We start from the raw sequence: 15,804 nt of genomic DNA, 5'->3' as shown, positions 1-15,804 counted from the left end.
GGACCTCGTCTCACGCGGCGCTGCGGTCGAGCGCCGGCGCGGGGGCCTTTTTCGTCAGCCGGCGCAGCGCCGCGACGTTGGTGGCGACGGAGGCCATGCGGCACTGGGCCTTGCCGGCGGATTTGGCTTCATAGAGCGCGGCATCGGCAACCGCCAGCAGCTCTTCGGCCTCGGTGCCGTGCTCGGGCGATACCGCGACACCGACGCTGACGCCGACCTTCGCAAAGATGCCGTCGGCGAGCCGGTAGGGCATCGTGACGGCCTGGATGATGCGATGGCCGACGGCGAGCGCCTGCTCGGCGGTGACGCCGTTCGCCAGCACCACGAATTCGTCGCCGCCAAGCCGCGCGATCACGTCGGTCTCCGGCAGCGCGCGCCGCAGCCGCTCGGCGGCCAGCATCAGCACCTGATCGCCGGCCGCGTGACCATAGGTGTCGTTGACCGGCTTGAAATTGTCGAGGTCGAAGAACAGCAGCGCGAACGGCCTGCCATGTCCGGCCGAGGCCTCGAGCTTTTCGTTCAGCGCGGCGACGAAGCCGGCGCGATTGCGCAGGCCGGTGAGGGTGTCGTGATGGGCGAGATGGCCGTTCTCGCGCTCGGCGCGCATGGTCGCGATCAGCATCTTGTTGAGGCGGAAGGCTGCGACCGTCATCGCCGTGAGATACAGCGGCACCTGCAGGAAGACGATGAACAGCAGCGGCTCGCCGGCAAGCGCCGCGCCCGGCACGATCGGGCCGAGGCTGAGCAGGATCATGGTTCCGGCGAGGCGGGGAGCGCTGAAGTTGCGGAAGCAGATGCCGCCGACCATCGCCGCAGCCGACAGCGAGGCCAGCATCGCGACCACCCAGTCGCCGCTGGCAAGGCTGATCAGGATGCCGAAGCCGACGCTGGCGCTCCAGGCGACCGCAAGCACGAGGTGCAGGTCGGTGGGCGTCGGCCGCCGCTCTCGCGCCGCGCGATGCGCAGCCACCAGCACCGCCAGTCGCGACAGGCAGATGATGAGTTCGAGGATGACCCAGGTGATGAACCATGCGGTCGGCTCGCGGATCGCAATCACGGCCGCGACTGCGACCGTGTTGACGGCGCCGGCCGCGAATACCGGCAGCGAGCCGTAGAGATCGCCGATCAGCGCCGCGCGGATGTCGTCAGGCACGCCGGGTCCGGCGTCGGCGAGCCAGCGCGTCACGCCCCAGCGCGGCTGGCTATATCGTCCTTTTTCGGACTGCATTGTTCTTGCCCCGTACTTTCAGCAGGCAGGAAACCCGACCGGCCCTAACAGGTCTCTAAGGCCGGCCCCGATCACGCAACGTGATTGACGGGTCGTAAATCCGCTCCGCGCCGCCGCGTCATGCGGCCGCAGCGGTCGCCGCCGCAACAATGTCCGGTCATTCGGCTGTCACCTCGTTCGACTGTGATGGCGCCGAAAATCGCAACAGCGAGCCGAGACATCCATGGCCTATCTTGGGATCATCGCGACCTGGATCGGGATCGCCGCCTGCATTTTGCAGTCGGCGCTGTTCGCCGGCCTCAATCTTGCGGTGTTCAGCCTCAGCCTGCTGCGGTTGCAGATCGAGGCGGATGGCGGCAACCGCAATGCGGTGCGGGTGCTTGAGCTGCGCAGGAGCGCCAACCAGGTCCTGGCCACCATCATCTGGGGCAATGTCACCACCAACGTGCTGCTGACGCTGCTGTCGGATTCGGTGCTGGCCGGCGTCGGCGCGTTTGTGTTTTCGGCGTTCGCCATCACGCTGCTCGGCGAGATATTCCCGCAGGCCTATTTCTCGCGCAACGCGCTGGCGATGACCGCGCGGTTTCTGCCGTTCCTGAATTTCTATCGCGTCGTGCTGTTTCCGTTGGCGAAGCCGACCGCTGTCGTGCTCGACTGGTGGCTCGGTTCGGAAGGCATCACCTATCTGCGTGAGCAGGACATCAGGCAGATGATCGCCCGCCACGTCGTCGATGGCGGCGACATCAGCCGCCTGGAGGCGACCGGCGCGCAGAACTTCCTCGACCTCGACGACGTCTCCGTCTGCGACGAGGGCGAGGTGATCGATCCCGCCAGCATCCTGAGCCTGCCGCTCGCCAATCAGCGCTGCGTGCTGCCGAAATTCGACCGCGTGCCCGACGATCCGTTCCTGCGCCGGATCGATGCATCGGGGATGAAATGGGTGATCGTGACCGACCTCGCCGGCGAGCCGGTGTTCGTGCTCGACGCCCATCACTTCCTGCGCGATGCGCTGTTCAACCAGCTCGAGAGCGATCCGACCGCCTATTGGCACCGGCCGATCATCGTGCGCGACGCCAAGGCGCGGCTCGGCGATGTGATCGGGCTGATGAAGGTGGTGCCTGAGACGCCGGGCGACGACGTGATCGAGCACGATTTGATCCTGGTGTGGAGCGGTCAGAAGCGCATCATCACCGGCTCCGACCTCCTCGGGCGGCTGCTGCGCGGTATCGCGACCGTGGAGAAGCGGTCGGCGGCCTAGACCGCGACCAACTGCTCCGCCGCGCTGCCCGCGCGCTTCGCTTTCTTCGCTTTGGCCGGAGCGAACAGGTTGCCGGCGGCGAGACCCGCGGTATCTGCGACAGCTGGGTCACCCGACACCATGGCCGCGACGATCGCACCGTCGATCAACAGCGCGAGCTGGTGCGCCAGCACGGCCGGCTCGGTCGCGCCCATCTCGGCGGCGAGCTTCTCGATATGCGCCAGCACCACCTTCTTGTGCTTCAGCGCGATATTGCGGAACTGCTTGGCGTCCTTGTCGTGCTCGGCGACCGCGTTGATGAAGGGGCAGCCGTAGAAGCGCTCCTCGGCGAACCAGCTCTTCAGGGCAGGGAAGATCCGCGACAGCTTGGTCTGCGGATCGCCGCCGCCGGCCTCGATCGCGCCGATGAACCATTCGCGCCACTGCCGGCCTTCGCTCTCCAGCACCGCGTGCACGAGGTTGGTCTTCGAGCCGAACAATTTGTAGAGCGTGGTCTTCGCGGTGCCGGCCTCGTCGATGATCGCATCGATGCCGGTGGCGTTGATGCCGTTCTTGCAGAACAGATGCGTCGCCGCATTGAGCAGGCGCCCGCGCGCCGATTCATCGTCGCCGGCGGTGAACGCCGCGGCAGGTTTTTTCTTCGCAAGCGATTTGGCCATGCGCGGCAGTAAATCGGAGCGCGGCGAAATCATCAAGCCGCATCTTCATGCGCGCTCTCCTGCGCTGAAAATAATCGTAAGCCCGCGGCATCTGCTTGGCGATTGAGCAAGACGGCACTGATCAATCCGCAGGCAGGCGCGCGTAAGCGTCTGCGGAATTTCGCCTTTTGGTTTGCGGCGGGACTGGCACGCTTCGTGCAGGAAACAGACCGTTCGGTATCCTGACCATTTCCATCGCTCCCAGGGAGAAAACTGATGACCGCTGTCGCCCAGAAAACCGCACTGACCGGCTGCCTCGCGCCGATCGACAGAGGCGGGCTCGAGCAGCTCATTGCCAACGGCAAGGCCAATCCGAAGGTCATCAAGACCTTGAAGTGCAAGACGGTGGCCGAGGGCAAGTTCCGTCACGCCAACTACATCCGCAACCTCGCGCCCTATATCGTCGACGAGCCGCCGGGCCTGCTCGGCGACGACACGGCGCCCAATCCCTCTGAAGCCTCGCTCGCCGCGCTCGGCTCCTGCCTTGCGGTCGGCCTGCACGCCAACGCCGTGCATCGCGGCTGGATCGTCAACAAGCTCGAGCTCGAGCTCGAGGGCGACCTGAACATAACAGCAGTGTGGGGCACCGGCGATGTCAGCGAGAAGCCGGTCGGCTTCACCGATGTCCGCGTCAAGGTCGACATGGAATGCGAGGGCGTTTCGCAGGGCGAGATCGACGCGCTGGTGGCGCATGTGAAGAAGTGGTCGCCGGTCGCCAACACCTTCACCCGTCCCGTCAACCTCGAGGTCAGCGCTTAAGCGTCGTCCGTCAATTCAAGGTGCGGAGATCATCCATGACTTCACTGACTTTATCGCGGGTCGCAGCGCGAGATCCCGCACCGACCATCGCGGGAGAGGTCGAGCGCCTCGCCCGTCAGGAACTGGCGCCGCTCGCATCCGCGATCGACGCCGGTTCGGTCTATCCCGGCGAATTCCTGCGGCGGCTCGGCGAGGTCGGCGCGTGGAGCAGCCACGTGCCGCAGGAGGGCCCCGCCGACCTGCGCTGGGCCATCCAGTCGATGGCCGCGATCGGCGAGGTCTGCGGCGCCACCGCCTTCATGGCCTGGTGCCAGAACACGCTGGTCTGGTACGTCGCCAATTCCACCAACTTGAAGCTCGCCGCGCGCTTTGGCGACTGCTTCTCCCGCGGGCGCGTGCTGGGCGGCACCGGGCTCTCCAACCCGATGAAGAGCTTCTTCGGCATCGAGCGGCTGAAGCTGAGGGGTCGCAAGGTCGACGGCGGCTACATCGTTCGCGGCGCGCTGCCTTGGGTGTCGAACCTCGGGCCCGGCCATTACTTCGGCACGATCTTCGAGCGCGAGGACGAGGAGGGCGGGACAGTGATGTTCCTCGCCGATTGCTCCGATCCCGCGATCACGTTGACGCCGTGCAAGCCGTTCCTGGCAATGGACGGCACCGGCACCTACGGCGTCCAGTTCCGCGACGTGTTCGTGCCGGACGAATTGATCCTCGCCGAGCCGGCCGCCCCCTTCGTCAAGAAGATCCGCGCCGGATTCATCCTGCTGCAGGCCGGCATCGGCCTCGGCTTGATGCGGGACTGCATCAACATCATGGACGAGGTCCATGCGCCGCTCGGTCACGTCAATCGCTATCTGCCGCAGCAGCCGCTGCAATTCCGCGAGCTCTATGCCGAGTTCGAGAAGGAGGCGATGGTGCTGGCGAGCGATCCCTACAACGCCGACGACAGCTACTGGCGCCGCGTCGTGGCGCTCCGCTTGCGCATCGGCGATGCCAGCGTGGCGGTCGCGCATGCGGCGATGCTTCATTGCGGCGCGCGCGGCTACCTGATGAGCCACCGCGCCCAGCGCAGGCTGCGCGAGGCCTATTTCGTCGCCATCGTTACGCCCGCCACCAAGCAACTGCGCAAGATGCTGGCGGACGGCTGAAGCATTCGGGACCACCAAGACTAGCAACCACGCAACAGGAGAGAGCCATGACGGACGTTCTGATCACCGCCGGCGAACTTGCCGAGCTCGTCAAGAAAGAGCCGTGTGTCATCATCGACACGCGCAATCCGGACGCCTATGCCGCGGGACATCTGCCCGGCGCGGTCAATGTGCATGACGTCTTCACTTATCTCGCGACCTCGACGCCGGAAGGCATGCACGCGCTGAAGACCAAGTTCGCCGACGCCTTCGGCGCCGCCGGCCTCTCCGGCAAGGAGACCGCCGTGATCTACGAGCAGTCGATGAATTCCGGCTTCGGCCAGTCCTGCCGCGGCTATTACCTGCTGGCGATGCTGGGCTATCCCAAGATCAAGGTGCTGCATGGCGGCTTCGATGCCTGGAAGGCGGCGGACCTGCCGGTCACCACCGATGTCGCGGTGCCGGCGAAGGCCGGATTTGCCATCGTGCCGGAGGCCGGCGAGATCATGATCGACGCCAAGGCGATGCTGGCGGCGGTCGGCAAGCCGGGCGTTGCTATCCTCGACGTGCGCGACGTCGACGAGTGGATCGGCGAGAGCTCGTCGCCCTACGGCAAGGATTTCTGCCCGCGCAAGGGCCGCATCCCCGGCGCCGTGTGGCTCGAATGGTACCGGATGATGAAGCCGACCGGCGAAGGCCCGCGCTTCAAGTCGAAGGACGAGATCCTCGCCGAATGCGCCACCGTCGGCATCTCGCAGACCACGCCGGTCTATCTCTACTGCTTCAAGGGGGCGCGCGCCTCGAACACCTTCCTGGCGCTGAAGAACGCCGGCGTGAAGGACGTGCGGATGTATTTCGGCTCCTGGAACGAATGGTCGCGCGATCCGGCGCTGCCGATCGACGAAGGCTTGCCGACTGCTGCCGTCGTAACGGGCAAAGCGGCATAGAAACTGCATGTTTGTTGGCGTCCGGCGGCATAAAATGCGGCCGGACGCTGATCAATGCCGGCGTCGGTACTGCGTGCCAACGCCTAAGGAGGAAGCCTCATGAAACGCGAAGACCTCACCGAAAAGCTGCTCGACATCAAGCGCGAGAAGGGCTGGAGCTGGAAGCATATCTGCGAAAAGATCGGCGGCTATTCCGAGGTCCTGATCGTGGGTGCGATCCTCGGCCAGATGAAATTGACAAAACCGCAGGCGGCCAATGCCGGCGAATTGTTCGGGCTGACGAAGGCCGAAACCGCGATGCTCAACGAGGTGCCGATGCGCGGCACCGGCACGCCGATGCCGCCGACCGATCCCCTGATCTACCGCTTCTACGAGATGGTGATGGTCAACGGCCCGGCGTGGAAGGCGCTGATCGAGGAGGAGTTCGGCGACGGCATCATGTCGGCGATCGACTTCGACATGGCGATGGAACGCGTCGCCAATCCGAAGGGCGATCGCGTCAAGATCACCATGAGCGGCAAATTCCTGCCGTATAAGTATTACGGCGCCAGCGGCAACGTGCCGGAATACGGCTTCAAGGAAGGGTGAAGGCGAATGGCGAGTAGCGAACCGGGTTTTCCATTCGCTCCTCGCTACCCTCTATTTGCTCTTGGCGGCCGCGAACGCCTCGCGAAGGTCCTTCACCGGCGCCATGTCGCGGACGAAGGTGAACGCGCCGCTATCCTTCATTTCGCGGGCGCACCGTAGGAACGCAGCCAGCGCGTGGCGTTCCATCGCGCCACCGACGCTGATGCGCTTGACGCCGGCGGCCGACAGCTGCTCGACCGTCAAGGTTGGATCGGCGAAACCCATCACGAGATTGAACGGCCGCTTCACGGCCGAGACCACGGTCTTGATGGTGCCGATGTCGTACAGACCCGGTGAATACAGCACGTCGGCGCCGGCGGCCTCGAACGCCTGCAGCCGCTTGATGGTATCGTCGAGGTCCTTGCGTCCCCAGAGGAAGTTCTCCGCGCGCGCTGTCAGCGTGAATGGGAAGGGCAGCGCGCGGGCGGCCTCGACCGCGGCCTGCACCCGCTCGACTGCGAGCGAGAAGTCGTAGATTGGATGCTCGCGGTCGCCGGTCGAATCCTCAATCGAGCCGCCGACGACGCCGGCTTCGGCCGCGCGCGCGATCGCCTTTGCCGCGGTCTTCGGATCATCGGCGCCGCAATTCTCAAGGTCGGCGTTGACGGGCAGGTCGATGGCCTCCGATATCACCCGGCAGTTCTCGATGAGGGCATCGAGGGAGATTACGGCCTGGCCGAGCGTGTTGGCGACCCCGAGGCTGGTGGTCGCGAGCGCCTCGAAGCCCATCGCCGCGAGCAGCTTCGCCGTACCGGCGTCCCACGGATTTGGAATGATGAAGGCGCCGGGCCGCTGATGCAGCTCGCGAAACCGTGCTGCCTTGTCTGCCTGGGTGCGCATGTGAACTCCTGACGGTTGGAAAAGCGACTGGCAGCAGCGATAGGGCGGTTTCGGTCATCAGACAAATTTGTTATTTCTCTCGATATCATCAGCTTTTTGCATAAGGCGAGAATGGACAGCGACGCGCTCAACACGTTCCTGGTGGTGCATCGCCGCGGCGGGATCTCCAATGCCGCCAAGGCGCTGCATCGCTCGCAGCCGGCGATCTCAAGGCGCATCGCGCTGCTCGAGCAGGAGCTTGGCGTGCCCTTGTTCGAGCGCATTGGAGGCAAGACGCGGCTCAGCGATGCCGGACGGGTGATGGTGCCCTATGCCGAACGCGCGGTAGCGGCAGCGCAGGATGCCGAGAACGCGGTGCGCGCGCTGCTGCGCGACAATTCCGGTCCGGTGGCGCTGGCGGTGACCGGCACGCTGGCGGGCGAGCGGCTCTCGAAGGTGCTGAAGCGTTTCGCCCGCCAGCATCCCGATGTCACGCTGACGCTGCGCACCGCGACCAGCGCGGAGGTCAGCGATTTGATCCGGCGCGGCGAGGCGACGATCGGGTTGCGCTACGATCGCGACCGCTCGGGCGAGCTCGATTGCGAGGTGCTGTGCGCCGAGCCGCTCGGGGTGGTCTGCGCGCCGGATCATCCGCTGGCCGGACGCCGGGTCGGCAAGCTCGCCGACCTCAGGGACGAGCGCTGGATCGCGTTTCCCGAAGTGCCGGGACGGCGCGAGATCACCGCCTCCCATGTGTTCGCCCTGTTCCTGACCCACGGGCTCGGCGAGATCGCCTGGACGCCGGTCGACAGCCTGACCGCGCAGAAGCGGCTGGTCGAGGCAGGGCTCGGGATCGCGCTGCTATCGCACAGCAATGCGGCGGAGGAGCTGCGCGCCGGGGCGATCGCGACCATTCGCGTCGGCAATCTCACCGCAAGCCACGAGGTCGTCGCGGTGACGCGGCACGGCGGCTTCCTCAGCGCTGCGTCGCGCCGTATGCTCCACATCATCCGTGCTGAGTTCACCAGGGCGAGGGGTACAAACACGTCGCGCCGGAACAATGTCCGGCGCGCGTAGAAGGTCGTACTGGAGCGTTGCGGGGCGTGAGCGAGGTTCGTGCCTTCAGGTTCCTGCTTTCACCTGGGTCACGGCAACGGCCAGCAGCTCATCCATCTTGGCGCGGATGTCGCGCTCGGTGGCGGACCGGCCCTTGGCGGTGAGGTCCTTCAGCACCTTGTGCAGGACGTCATTGTCGCCGGCTTCCTCGAAGTCGGCGGCCACCACTTCCTTGGCATAGGCGTTGGCAGCGTCGCCCGTGATGCCGAGCTTCTCGGCGGCCCACAAGCCAAGCAACTTGTTCCTGCGCGCTTCCGCCTTGAACTTCAGCTCCTCGTCGAGGGCGAACTTCTTCTCGAAACCTTCCTCGCGCTTGTCGAATTCGTTCATAGCCGAAGTTCCAATCCCCTGCTGAATGCGGGCCGCAGCTCGTTGCGGCAGCCCTGATGCCTGCCTAGATAGATGGGAGGAATCGGCAAGACAACGAGCCGTTAAGCCGCAGGCAAAACAGGCGGAATCGGCCCTTTTCGATAGGGCGGTATAAGTGCCCGCAAGGGGGCACTATCGATTGTGCTGGATGGGCCAATCAGATAGGTTGCCAACAGGTGTGGTTCTTGTTCTGTTTCCAGTTGGATAGCTCAGGTTCCAGGCCTCCGCGGCAGCTCCGTCGTGGGTCGTAACCCCAAGTCATCCGGAGCACCCAAATTCATGGATTTCAACAAAACACGGTACATCCCAATGAGCCGTCGACGCCGCATTTATGAAGGCAAGGCCAAGGTGCTTTACGAAGGCCCCGAGCCGGGAACCCTGATCCAGCACTTCAAGGACGACGCGACCGCGTTCAATGCCAAGAAACACCAGGTGATCGAGGGCAAGGGCGTCCTCAACAACCGGATTTCGGAGTACCTGTTTCAGCACCTCAACGACATCGGGGTGCCGACCCACTTCATCCGCCGTCTCAACATGCGCGAGCAGCTGATTCGCGAGGTCGAGATCGTGCCGCTCGAGGTGGTGGTGCGGAACGTCGCCGCCGGCTCGCTGTCGCAGCGGCTCGGGATCGAGGAGGGCACCCAGCTGCCGCGCTCGATCATCGAGTTCTATTACAAGAACGACCAGCTCAACGACCCCATGGTGTCGGAAGAGCACATCACCGCCTTCGGCTGGGCGACGCCCCAGGAAATCGACGACATCATGGCGCTGGCCATCCGGGTCAACGACTTCCTGACCGGTCTTTTCCTCGGCATCGGCATCCGCCTCGTCGACTTCAAGATGGAGTGCGGCCGGCTGTTCGAGAACGAGATGATGCGGATCATCGTCGCCGACGAGATCTCGCCGGACTCCTGCCGGCTGTGGGACATCAAGTCGAACGAGAAGCTCGACAAGGACCGTTTCCGCCGGGATCTGGGAGGCTTGCTCGAAGCGTACACCGAGGTCGCGAAGCGGCTCGGCATTCTGATCGAAAACGAGCGGCCGGCCGGCAGTGGCCCGGTGCTGGTGAAGAGCTAAGGTTAAGGGGCAATCGTGAAGGCACGCGTCACTGTTACGTTGAAGTCGGGCATCCTCGATCCGCAGGGCAAGGCGATCGAGGGCGCGCTGAAGTCGCTCGGCGTCGACGGCATCGCCAGCGTTCGGCAGGGCAAGGTGTTCGACATCGAGCTCGCCGCGACCGACAAGGCCAAGGCGGAGGCCGCGCTGAAGGCCGCCGCCGACAAGTTGCTGGCGAACACCGTGATCGAGAACTACCGGGTCGAGGTTCTGAGCTAGCCGGGCGCGCCAGATGACAACAGCCGCTCTCGCCTGTTCCCGCAGCGACCGGACGATCGCCCGATCATTGTTGGCCGGTTTGCTCACGGTCGCCGGCATCGGTGGCGCTGCGGCTCAGTCGCCGGCGCCGGCACCGGCACCGTCCGCGACCACGCAGCGGCCGCCGTTTGCGATCAGCGGCTGGCATTACGAGCGCCGCGCTGACACGCACCTGTTCCGTTGCGAGCAGCCGCAATGCGGTGCGGGTTCGAAGGTGAGCTACCGGTTTTACACCGGCGGAAATCAGATGACGCTCGACCAGTTCCGCGACAGCCAGAACCAGGTCATCAAGGCGCTGGAGCAGCGCACACCCGGACAGCGCATCACGCTTCTCGGCGTCGACGGCGACAAGGGCACCGCGGTGCCGCGCATGTACAAGGCACGGCGCCTGACGGTGACGCCCGCCGGCGCGAGCGAGTATCAGGTCAATGGCTTGATGTTTGGCGCGCAAGGCTCGGCCAGCCTGATCAGTTCGGCGAGCGACGAGAAGGCCAGCAACGACAATTACGCAAAATTTGCCGCCGCAGTTAAGCTTGTGCTGGCGCCCAAAACCAGGTGATCCGATGAAATCAGCCGTCCTCGTCTTCCCCGGCATCAATCGCGAGCGCGACATGGCGCGCGCGCTGAAACTCGCATCCGGCAACGAGACCGCGATGGTCTGGCACGCCGAGACCGCGCTGCCAAAAGGTACCGACCTCGTGGTGGTGCCCGGCGGCTTCTCCTATGGCGACTATCTGCGCTGCGGCGCGATCGCGGCGCGCGCGCCGGTGATGGACGCGGTGCGCGACTTCGCCGCCAAAGGCGGGCTCGTGCTCGGCGTCTGCAACGGTTTCCAGATACTCTGCGAGTCCGGCCTGTTGCCCGGTGTCTTGATGCGCAATGCCGCGCTGAAATTCGTCTGCCGTGACGTGCACATGAAGGTCGAGCGCTCCGACACCCCGTTCACCCGCGGCTACAATGCCGGCCAGGTGATCCGCGTGCCGGTGGCGCATGGCGAAGGCAATTACGAGGCGGACGAGGAGACGCTGAAGCGGCTCGAGGGCGACGGGCGGGTGCTCTATCGGTACTGCTCGCCTGAGGGCGTGGTCGATGAGGCCTCCAATTTCAACGGCGCGGCGCATTCGATCGCCGGTATCGTCAACGAGCGCGGCAATGTGCTCGGCATGATGCCGCATCCGGAAAACCACGTCGAAGAGATCATGGGCTGCACCGATGGCCGCGGCCTGTTCGCCGGGCTGGTCCAGCAGTTCGAGAAGGCGGCGTAACGGAAATGCTGGGGCGGTGGTGCCTTGCCGCGGCCGCGGCACTCGTTTTCGCGTCAGCAGCCAACGCCCAGGATCTCCCAAAGCAGGACTTCCCGAAGCGCCCGATCACGATGATCGTGCCGTTCACGGCCGGCGGCACCTCCGACGTGATCGCCCGCGCGGTCGCCGACCAGATGAGCGCGGCGCTCGGCCAGAGCATCATCATCGAGAATGTCGGCGGCGCCGGCGGCTCGACCGCACTGACCCGCGCGGCGCGCGCCGAACCGGACGGCTACACGATTGCGATCGGCAACGCCGGCACCAATGCCGCGACCTACACGATCTATCCAAAACTGTCGTTCACGCCCGGCTCCTTCGCGCCGATCGCCGTCGTGGCGAAGACCTTCGGCATCGTCGCGCTGCGCAAGGATTTCCCGGCCAGGGATCTCAAGGACTTCATCGACTACGCGAAGAAGAATCCGGGCAAGGTCAATCTCGGCCATGCCGGCGTCGGCTCGTCGAATTACCTGATCTGCAAGAGCTTCGTGCATGCCGCCGGGATCGATGTGCAGCTGGTCGGCTATCGCGGCGCGGCGCTGGCGCTGACGGATGCGATCGGCAGCCAGATCGACGGCGTCTGTGACGCCGCGGCCTCGGTTTCGCAGGCGATCGACGACAGACTGGTGAAGGCGGTCGTGGTCGGCTCGACCGTGCGGCTCACCTCGCTGCCGGAGCTGCCGACCTCGGCAGAGGCCGGACTGCCTGAGTTCGAGGCGCAGGGCTGGAACGGCCTGTTCGCGCCGAAGGGCACGCCGCCCGAGATCATCGCCAAGCTCAACACCGCGGCGCGCACCGCGGTCGCAAGCGAAGCGGTGAAGAAACGCTTCGTCGATTTGTCGACGGTCGCCCCCGACGACAATGAGCTCACACCCGAGGCGCTGCAGCAACTCGTGACCCGCGATGTCGCGAAATACCGCACGCTGCTCGCGGACGACAAGAAGTAACGCTTTCCCGGCCTGCAACTCCCTATTGCGGACAAAGTCCGCGGCAATCCTGCGTTCAGGTCTGATCGGGGATGCGGTCATGCGCCGTACGGTCTTGCGATGCTGCGCCGGCATGGCGCTCGCCTGGCTCGTTGCCGGTGCCGCGGCCGGCGAACAGGCTGGCTTGACCTACTTGCCCTGGGCGAAGTTCTGCCTGGGCGATGCCTGCTTTGTCGGGCGAGACGGTCGATTGAAGATTGAGAATATCGACTGCGGACCGGTCGTATCAGCCACGCTCATCGCCCGCACCGGAGATACCAGGAAGACATTGCGCGTCACCCTGCCGACCCGGGTGAAGGTCGAACGCGGCGTTCGGATCATCCTCGATCAGGGGCAGGCGATTGAGCGGCCTTACACGAGCTGCTTTGCCAGCGGTTGCATCGCAGACTACGACGCGGGGCCGGAACTGGTGGATCAGCTCAAGCAAGGGCATACGCTTGCCCTGCAAGTAATCGACAAGGCCAATTCGCCGATCAGCCTGATCGTACCGCTCGCCGGATTCGCTGATGCCTACGATGGACCCGCACAAGAGACGAAGGTGATCGAGGAGGTGCTTTCAAAGGAGGAAATGCAGGAGAGATCGGTGCGCGCGAAACGCGCCGAGGAGGAGCGCAAGGCCCGCTGTGAAGCGCAATAGGAACCATGAACCTGGACCGTCCCGTCCGCGACCAATCCAGGGATAGTCACCTCCGTTTCACAATCTCTTCACGCTAGCACGGCCGGCATGGCAACCGGGGATTGTCGCAGCGTGCCGGGCACGTTATGACGGAGGCGATTTGGATGATCTGTCCGGCTCGCTGGGATTCCTGATGCCTGTTGCATTGGTCGTATTGCTGCTCGACATCACGCTGATCTACCACGCCTCGCGCACCGGGCGCTTGCAGCCCTGGGCCTTCATCATCCTGATGGTGCCGCTGATCGGCGCGCTCGCCTACATCGTCGTCGAGCTGATCCCGGAATGGTGGGGCGGACCGGGTGCCGCGCAGGCGCGCAAGCGCGTCGCCAACCGGCTCGATCCGGAGAAGCGGTACCGCGAGTTGTCCGACCGGCTCGCGACGTCGGACACGATCGCCAACCGCGCGGCACTGGCCGCGGAGTGTCACACCGTCGGCCGCTTCGAGGAGGCGGAGAGCCACTACGACCACGTGCTGCGGCTGCCGCAGGGCGACGATCCTGCGTACGCGCTAGCCAAGGCGCAGGCCCAGTTCGCCCGCAAGCAGCCGGCCGAGGCGCTGGCGACGCTCGATGCGTTGCGCGCACACTGGCCGGATTTCGAGTCCGCCGAGGGCCATCTGCTTTATGCCCGCTCGCTCGCCGAACTCGGCCGGCTCGACGAGGCGCTGGAGGAATATCAGGCGGTGTCGCAATATTTTCCCGGCGCGGAGGCGCGGGTCCGCTATGGCCTGCTGTTGCAGCTGGTCGGCCGCACCGCCGAGGCGCGGATGGTGTTCAACGAGCTGTTGATCCAGATGCGCCGCGCGCCGAAATATCTGCGCGACGCGCAGGCCGAGTGGCTCTCGATCGCCGAGAAACAATTGTCGACCTAGGGCTGCAAATGCTTCCGCGCCGTCATTGCGAGGGGCGATTGCGACGAAGCAATCCATTTCTCGGCGAGCTGAAGCATGGATTGCTTCGCTTCGCTCGCAATGACGTCGATGGAGCTGTGTGTATAAATGCAGCTTTCGGTTGTAGCCATGAAATCGGCTACAGCCGTCGCAGCCAGCGCTTGACCGCTTCGGCCGGCACCGTCATCGCGGCGACGCCGAGCATGACCAGCACGAGCCCCAGTGCCAGGTTCGACGGCACGGATTCTCCGAGCAGGATGACCGACAGGGCGACGCCGATCGGGATCCGCAGATAGCCTTGCGCATTTGTCGTGAGGGTGCCGAGCCGCGTCAGGCACATGTAGAACAGCATCAAGCCGAACGCGCTGGAGAAGATGCCCATCACGACAGTCGCGACCAGCGCCTGCGGCGTCGGGTGCAGCGTCCAGGGATGGTCGACGATCAGCGCGACCGGCAACAGCACGGTGCCGCCGAACAGCAGCGAGCCGGCCGCGACCACCATCGGATCGTAGTCCGACAGGCGCAGCCCGAAGATCGTGGCGCAGGCGAACGAGACGGTGGCGAGCAGGATCGCGATCTCGGCGAAGATCTCCCTGCCGAAACCCGAGAGCGCGTCGAGGCCGATGATCGCGACCGTGCCGGCGAGGCCAAGGATCGCGCCGACCAGCTTGAGCAGCGAGGCCGGCTCGTGCCGCGTGATCGCCCAGGTGATGAGGAAGGCGAAGATCGGCGTCGTCGAGGCCAGCACCACGGTGTTGGACGCCGGCACGTAGAGCTGCGCCCAGGTGATCACCAAAAACGGGATGGTCGAGTTGATGGTCTGCTGGAAGGCGAACAGCTTCCAGGCCTTGATGTCGGTCGGGATGCGGATGCCGCGGATCCGCAGCACCACGAGCAGGAAAGCTGCGGCGACCAGCGAGCGCGCCGAGATGAAGGTGACCGGCGGGATCGAGCCGAGCCCGATCTTGGTCAGCGGGTAGGTCGAGCTCCAGCAGCAGGCCAGCGCCAGCAGCAGCGCATAGTCGCGCCACCCGCGCGCGCCCGGCGCCGATGGAGTGGGCGTGATCGCGGGAGCCGGCACATCGCCCGTCTTGGCTCCTTGTTTGAGCACGTTCTGGATCATGCTCTCGTTGTGCTCTTCGGCACCTTGATTGGCTCCCCGCGCATTTGACGCGCATGGAAACTGATACTTCGGGAGCTTACCCGAGGCCAGAGCAAGTTTACGGTGCTTCGTCTCGTCTAATCCCGCGAGGCGGTATTCGACACGGCCGCTTCGGCATCCGTGGAGCCGGGATGTGCGCTCGTATCCGACGTCGTTTCCCACCAGTCGCCGAGTGCATCGATCAGCGGCACGAGCCGGTGGCCGGCCGGCGTCAGCTGGTATTCGACGCGCAGCGGATAGCCTTCGAACTCGGTGCGCTCGACGATGCCGGCGTCTTCCAGCTTGCGAAGCTCCAGGGTCAGCATCTTGTGCGAGATGGTCGGGTTGTCGCGGCGCAGGTCGCTGAAGCGCTTGGTGCCCTGCTTCAGGTAGTAGATCAGCAGCGTCGGCCAGCGGCCGCTCAGAATCTGCATCACTTCCTCGATCGGGCAACGGGAGACGAGAGATTTCATGGCGGCTCGTGGTTAC

At 65.0% G+C, this 15,804-nt stretch carries 19 protein-coding genes; 13 read left to right on the top strand and 6 right to left on the bottom strand.

The window, feature by feature from the left end:
- Nucleotides 1-10 precede the first annotated feature (10 nt).
- Nucleotides 11-1,228 (bottom strand): GGDEF domain-containing protein, encoded by a 1,218-nt coding sequence (locus tag AKN84_RS27110; RefSeq protein ID WP_050423616.1) that lies wholly within the window; start codon nt 1,226-1,228, stop codon nt 11-13.
- 223 nt (nt 1,229-1,451) lie between these two features.
- On the opposite strand from AKN84_RS27110, the gene AKN84_RS27105 reads away from it, so the two are divergent.
- Entirely contained in the window at nt 1,452-2,486 is a 1,035-nt protein-coding gene (locus AKN84_RS27105; protein ID WP_050423614.1) for a DUF21 domain-containing protein, read from the top strand.
- Here the strand turns inward: AKN84_RS27105 and AKN84_RS27100 are convergent.
- On the bottom strand, nt 2,483-3,145 hold the full coding sequence (locus AKN84_RS27100; protein WP_050423613.1) for a TetR/AcrR family transcriptional regulator: 663 nt from the start codon (nt 3,143-3,145) through the stop codon (nt 2,483-2,485). The genes AKN84_RS27105 and AKN84_RS27100 overlap by 4 nt on opposite strands.
- Nucleotides 3,146-3,400: 255 nt before the next feature.
- Here AKN84_RS27100 and AKN84_RS27095 point away from each other — a divergent pair, with 255 nt between their 5' ends.
- The 4 genes from AKN84_RS27095 (at nt 3,401) to cynS (ending at nt 6,605) form a co-directional block, all read left to right on the top strand.
- Nucleotides 3,401-3,943, top strand: coding sequence for an OsmC family protein (locus AKN84_RS27095; RefSeq protein WP_050423612.1), 543 nt, complete (start codon nt 3,401-3,403; stop codon nt 3,941-3,943).
- Nucleotides 3,944-3,978: 35 nt separating this feature from the next.
- Nucleotides 3,979-5,091: an acyl-CoA dehydrogenase family protein gene (locus tag AKN84_RS27090; RefSeq protein ID WP_050423611.1), complete on the top strand. Its 1,113-nt coding sequence runs from the start codon at nt 3,979-3,981 to the stop codon at nt 5,089-5,091.
- A 47-nt stretch (nt 5,092-5,138) separates the two neighbouring features.
- On the top strand, nt 5,139-6,017 hold the full coding sequence (locus AKN84_RS27085; RefSeq protein WP_050423610.1) for a sulfurtransferase: 879 nt from the start codon (nt 5,139-5,141) through the stop codon (nt 6,015-6,017).
- Between the two features lie 99 nt (nt 6,018-6,116).
- On the top strand, nt 6,117-6,605 hold the full coding sequence (gene cynS, locus AKN84_RS27080; RefSeq protein ID WP_050423609.1) for a cyanase: 489 nt from the start codon (nt 6,117-6,119) through the stop codon (nt 6,603-6,605).
- 51 nt (nt 6,606-6,656) lie between these two features.
- Here the strand turns inward: cynS and AKN84_RS27075 are convergent, their stop codons facing one another.
- The gene (locus tag AKN84_RS27075) at nt 6,657-7,484 is read right to left on the bottom strand and encodes an isocitrate lyase/PEP mutase family protein (protein ID WP_050423608.1); all 828 of its coding nucleotides are present in this window, start codon (nt 7,482-7,484) and stop codon (nt 6,657-6,659) included.
- Between the two features lie 111 nt (nt 7,485-7,595).
- On the opposite strand from AKN84_RS27075, the gene AKN84_RS27070 reads away from it, so the two are divergent.
- The gene (locus tag AKN84_RS27070) at nt 7,596-8,540 is read left to right on the top strand and encodes a LysR family transcriptional regulator (protein WP_050423607.1); all 945 of its coding nucleotides are present in this window, start codon (nt 7,596-7,598) and stop codon (nt 8,538-8,540) included.
- A gap of 45 nt (nt 8,541-8,585) precedes the next feature.
- Here AKN84_RS27070 and AKN84_RS27065 read toward each other — a convergent pair whose 3' ends face one another.
- A complete protein-coding gene (locus AKN84_RS27065; RefSeq protein ID WP_050423606.1) occupies nt 8,586-8,909 on the bottom strand; it encodes a DUF1476 domain-containing protein in 324 nt (107 codons plus the stop codon).
- A gap of 348 nt (nt 8,910-9,257) precedes the next feature.
- Here AKN84_RS27065 and purC point away from each other — a divergent pair, with 348 nt between their 5' ends.
- The 7 genes from purC to AKN84_RS27030 all read left to right on the top strand — a co-directional run bounded on the left by purC (nt 9,258) and on the right by AKN84_RS27030 (nt 14,156).
- Complete coding sequence (purC, locus tag AKN84_RS27060; RefSeq protein ID WP_016843454.1) at nt 9,258-10,025, top strand: phosphoribosylaminoimidazolesuccinocarboxamide synthase; 768 nt, start codon at nt 9,258-9,260, stop codon at nt 10,023-10,025.
- A 15-nt stretch (nt 10,026-10,040) separates the two neighbouring features.
- On the top strand, nt 10,041-10,283 hold the full coding sequence (gene purS / locus AKN84_RS27055) for a phosphoribosylformylglycinamidine synthase subunit PurS (RefSeq protein ID WP_021077860.1): 243 nt from the start codon (nt 10,041-10,043) through the stop codon (nt 10,281-10,283).
- A 13-nt stretch (nt 10,284-10,296) separates the two neighbouring features.
- Nucleotides 10,297-10,881 carry a hypothetical protein gene (locus tag AKN84_RS27050; RefSeq protein WP_244485501.1) on the top strand — a complete coding sequence of 195 codons (585 nt, stop codon included), beginning with the start codon at nt 10,297-10,299 and terminating at the stop codon, nt 10,879-10,881.
- Nucleotides 10,882-10,885: 4 nt separating this feature from the next.
- On the top strand, nt 10,886-11,587 hold the full coding sequence (purQ, locus tag AKN84_RS27045; protein ID WP_050423605.1) for a phosphoribosylformylglycinamidine synthase subunit PurQ: 702 nt from the start codon (nt 10,886-10,888) through the stop codon (nt 11,585-11,587).
- Between the two features lie 5 nt (nt 11,588-11,592).
- Complete coding sequence (locus AKN84_RS27040) at nt 11,593-12,570, top strand: tripartite tricarboxylate transporter substrate-binding protein (RefSeq protein ID WP_050423604.1); 978 nt, start codon at nt 11,593-11,595, stop codon at nt 12,568-12,570.
- Between the two features lie 79 nt (nt 12,571-12,649).
- Nucleotides 12,650-13,246 carry an invasion associated locus B family protein gene (locus tag AKN84_RS27035; RefSeq protein ID WP_050423603.1) on the top strand — a complete coding sequence of 199 codons (597 nt, stop codon included), beginning with the start codon at nt 12,650-12,652 and terminating at the stop codon, nt 13,244-13,246.
- A gap of 172 nt (nt 13,247-13,418) precedes the next feature.
- Complete coding sequence (locus AKN84_RS27030) at nt 13,419-14,156, top strand: tetratricopeptide repeat protein (protein WP_050423637.1); 738 nt, start codon at nt 13,419-13,421, stop codon at nt 14,154-14,156.
- Between the two features lie 157 nt (nt 14,157-14,313).
- Here the strand turns inward: AKN84_RS27030 and AKN84_RS27025 are convergent, their stop codons facing one another.
- On the bottom strand, nt 14,314-15,285 hold the full coding sequence (locus AKN84_RS27025; protein ID WP_128971197.1) for a DMT family transporter: 972 nt from the start codon (nt 15,283-15,285) through the stop codon (nt 14,314-14,316).
- Nucleotides 15,286-15,413: 128 nt separating this feature from the next.
- Complete coding sequence (locus AKN84_RS27020; protein ID WP_050423601.1) at nt 15,414-15,788, bottom strand: winged helix-turn-helix transcriptional regulator; 375 nt, start codon at nt 15,786-15,788, stop codon at nt 15,414-15,416.
- Between the last annotated feature and the right edge of the window lie 16 nt (nt 15,789-15,804).

It is taken from the genome of Bradyrhizobium tropiciagri (genome assembly GCF_001189845.1).
GTDB classification, from domain to species: Bacteria; Pseudomonadota; Alphaproteobacteria; order Rhizobiales; family Xanthobacteraceae; genus Bradyrhizobium; species Bradyrhizobium tropiciagri.
This window is presented reverse-complemented; position numbering and strand designations above follow the sequence as displayed.

What these genes read in the sequence shown, in the direction of transcription:
- purQ (WP_050423605.1), top strand. Translation starts at nt 10,886, where the DNA reads ATGAAATCAGCCGTCCTCGTCTTCCCCGGCATCAATCGCGAGCGCGAC.
- AKN84_RS27050 (WP_244485501.1), top strand. Translation starts at nt 10,297, where the DNA reads ATGACAACAGCCGCTCTCGCCTGTTCCCGCAGCGACCGGACGATCGCC.
- cynS (WP_050423609.1), top strand. Translation starts at nt 6,117, where the DNA reads ATGAAACGCGAAGACCTCACCGAAAAGCTGCTCGACATCAAGCGCGAG.
- AKN84_RS27110 (WP_050423616.1), bottom strand. Translation starts at nt 1,228, where the DNA reads ATGCAGTCCGAAAAAGGACGATATAGCCAGCCGCGCTGGGGCGTGACG.
- purC (WP_016843454.1), top strand. Translation starts at nt 9,258, where the DNA reads ATGAGCCGTCGACGCCGCATTTATGAAGGCAAGGCCAAGGTGCTTTAC.
- AKN84_RS27020 (WP_050423601.1), bottom strand. Translation starts at nt 15,788, where the DNA reads ATGAAATCTCTCGTCTCCCGTTGCCCGATCGAGGAAGTGATGCAGATT.
- AKN84_RS27100 (WP_050423613.1), bottom strand. Translation starts at nt 3,145, where the DNA reads ATGGCCAAATCGCTTGCGAAGAAAAAACCTGCCGCGGCGTTCACCGCC.
- AKN84_RS27040 (WP_050423604.1), top strand. Translation starts at nt 11,593, where the DNA reads ATGCTGGGGCGGTGGTGCCTTGCCGCGGCCGCGGCACTCGTTTTCGCG.
- AKN84_RS27070 (WP_050423607.1), top strand. Translation starts at nt 7,596, where the DNA reads ATGGACAGCGACGCGCTCAACACGTTCCTGGTGGTGCATCGCCGCGGC.
- AKN84_RS27035 (WP_050423603.1), top strand. Translation starts at nt 12,650, where the DNA reads ATGCGCCGTACGGTCTTGCGATGCTGCGCCGGCATGGCGCTCGCCTGG.
- AKN84_RS27095 (WP_050423612.1), top strand. Translation starts at nt 3,401, where the DNA reads ATGACCGCTGTCGCCCAGAAAACCGCACTGACCGGCTGCCTCGCGCCG.
- AKN84_RS27065 (WP_050423606.1), bottom strand. Translation starts at nt 8,909, where the DNA reads ATGAACGAATTCGACAAGCGCGAGGAAGGTTTCGAGAAGAAGTTCGCC.
- AKN84_RS27090 (WP_050423611.1), top strand. Translation starts at nt 3,979, where the DNA reads ATGACTTCACTGACTTTATCGCGGGTCGCAGCGCGAGATCCCGCACCG.
- AKN84_RS27085 (WP_050423610.1), top strand. Translation starts at nt 5,139, where the DNA reads ATGACGGACGTTCTGATCACCGCCGGCGAACTTGCCGAGCTCGTCAAG.
- AKN84_RS27105 (WP_050423614.1), top strand. Translation starts at nt 1,452, where the DNA reads ATGGCCTATCTTGGGATCATCGCGACCTGGATCGGGATCGCCGCCTGC.
- AKN84_RS27075 (WP_050423608.1), bottom strand. Translation starts at nt 7,484, where the DNA reads ATGCGCACCCAGGCAGACAAGGCAGCACGGTTTCGCGAGCTGCATCAG.
- AKN84_RS27030 (WP_050423637.1), top strand. Translation starts at nt 13,419, where the DNA reads ATGCCTGTTGCATTGGTCGTATTGCTGCTCGACATCACGCTGATCTAC.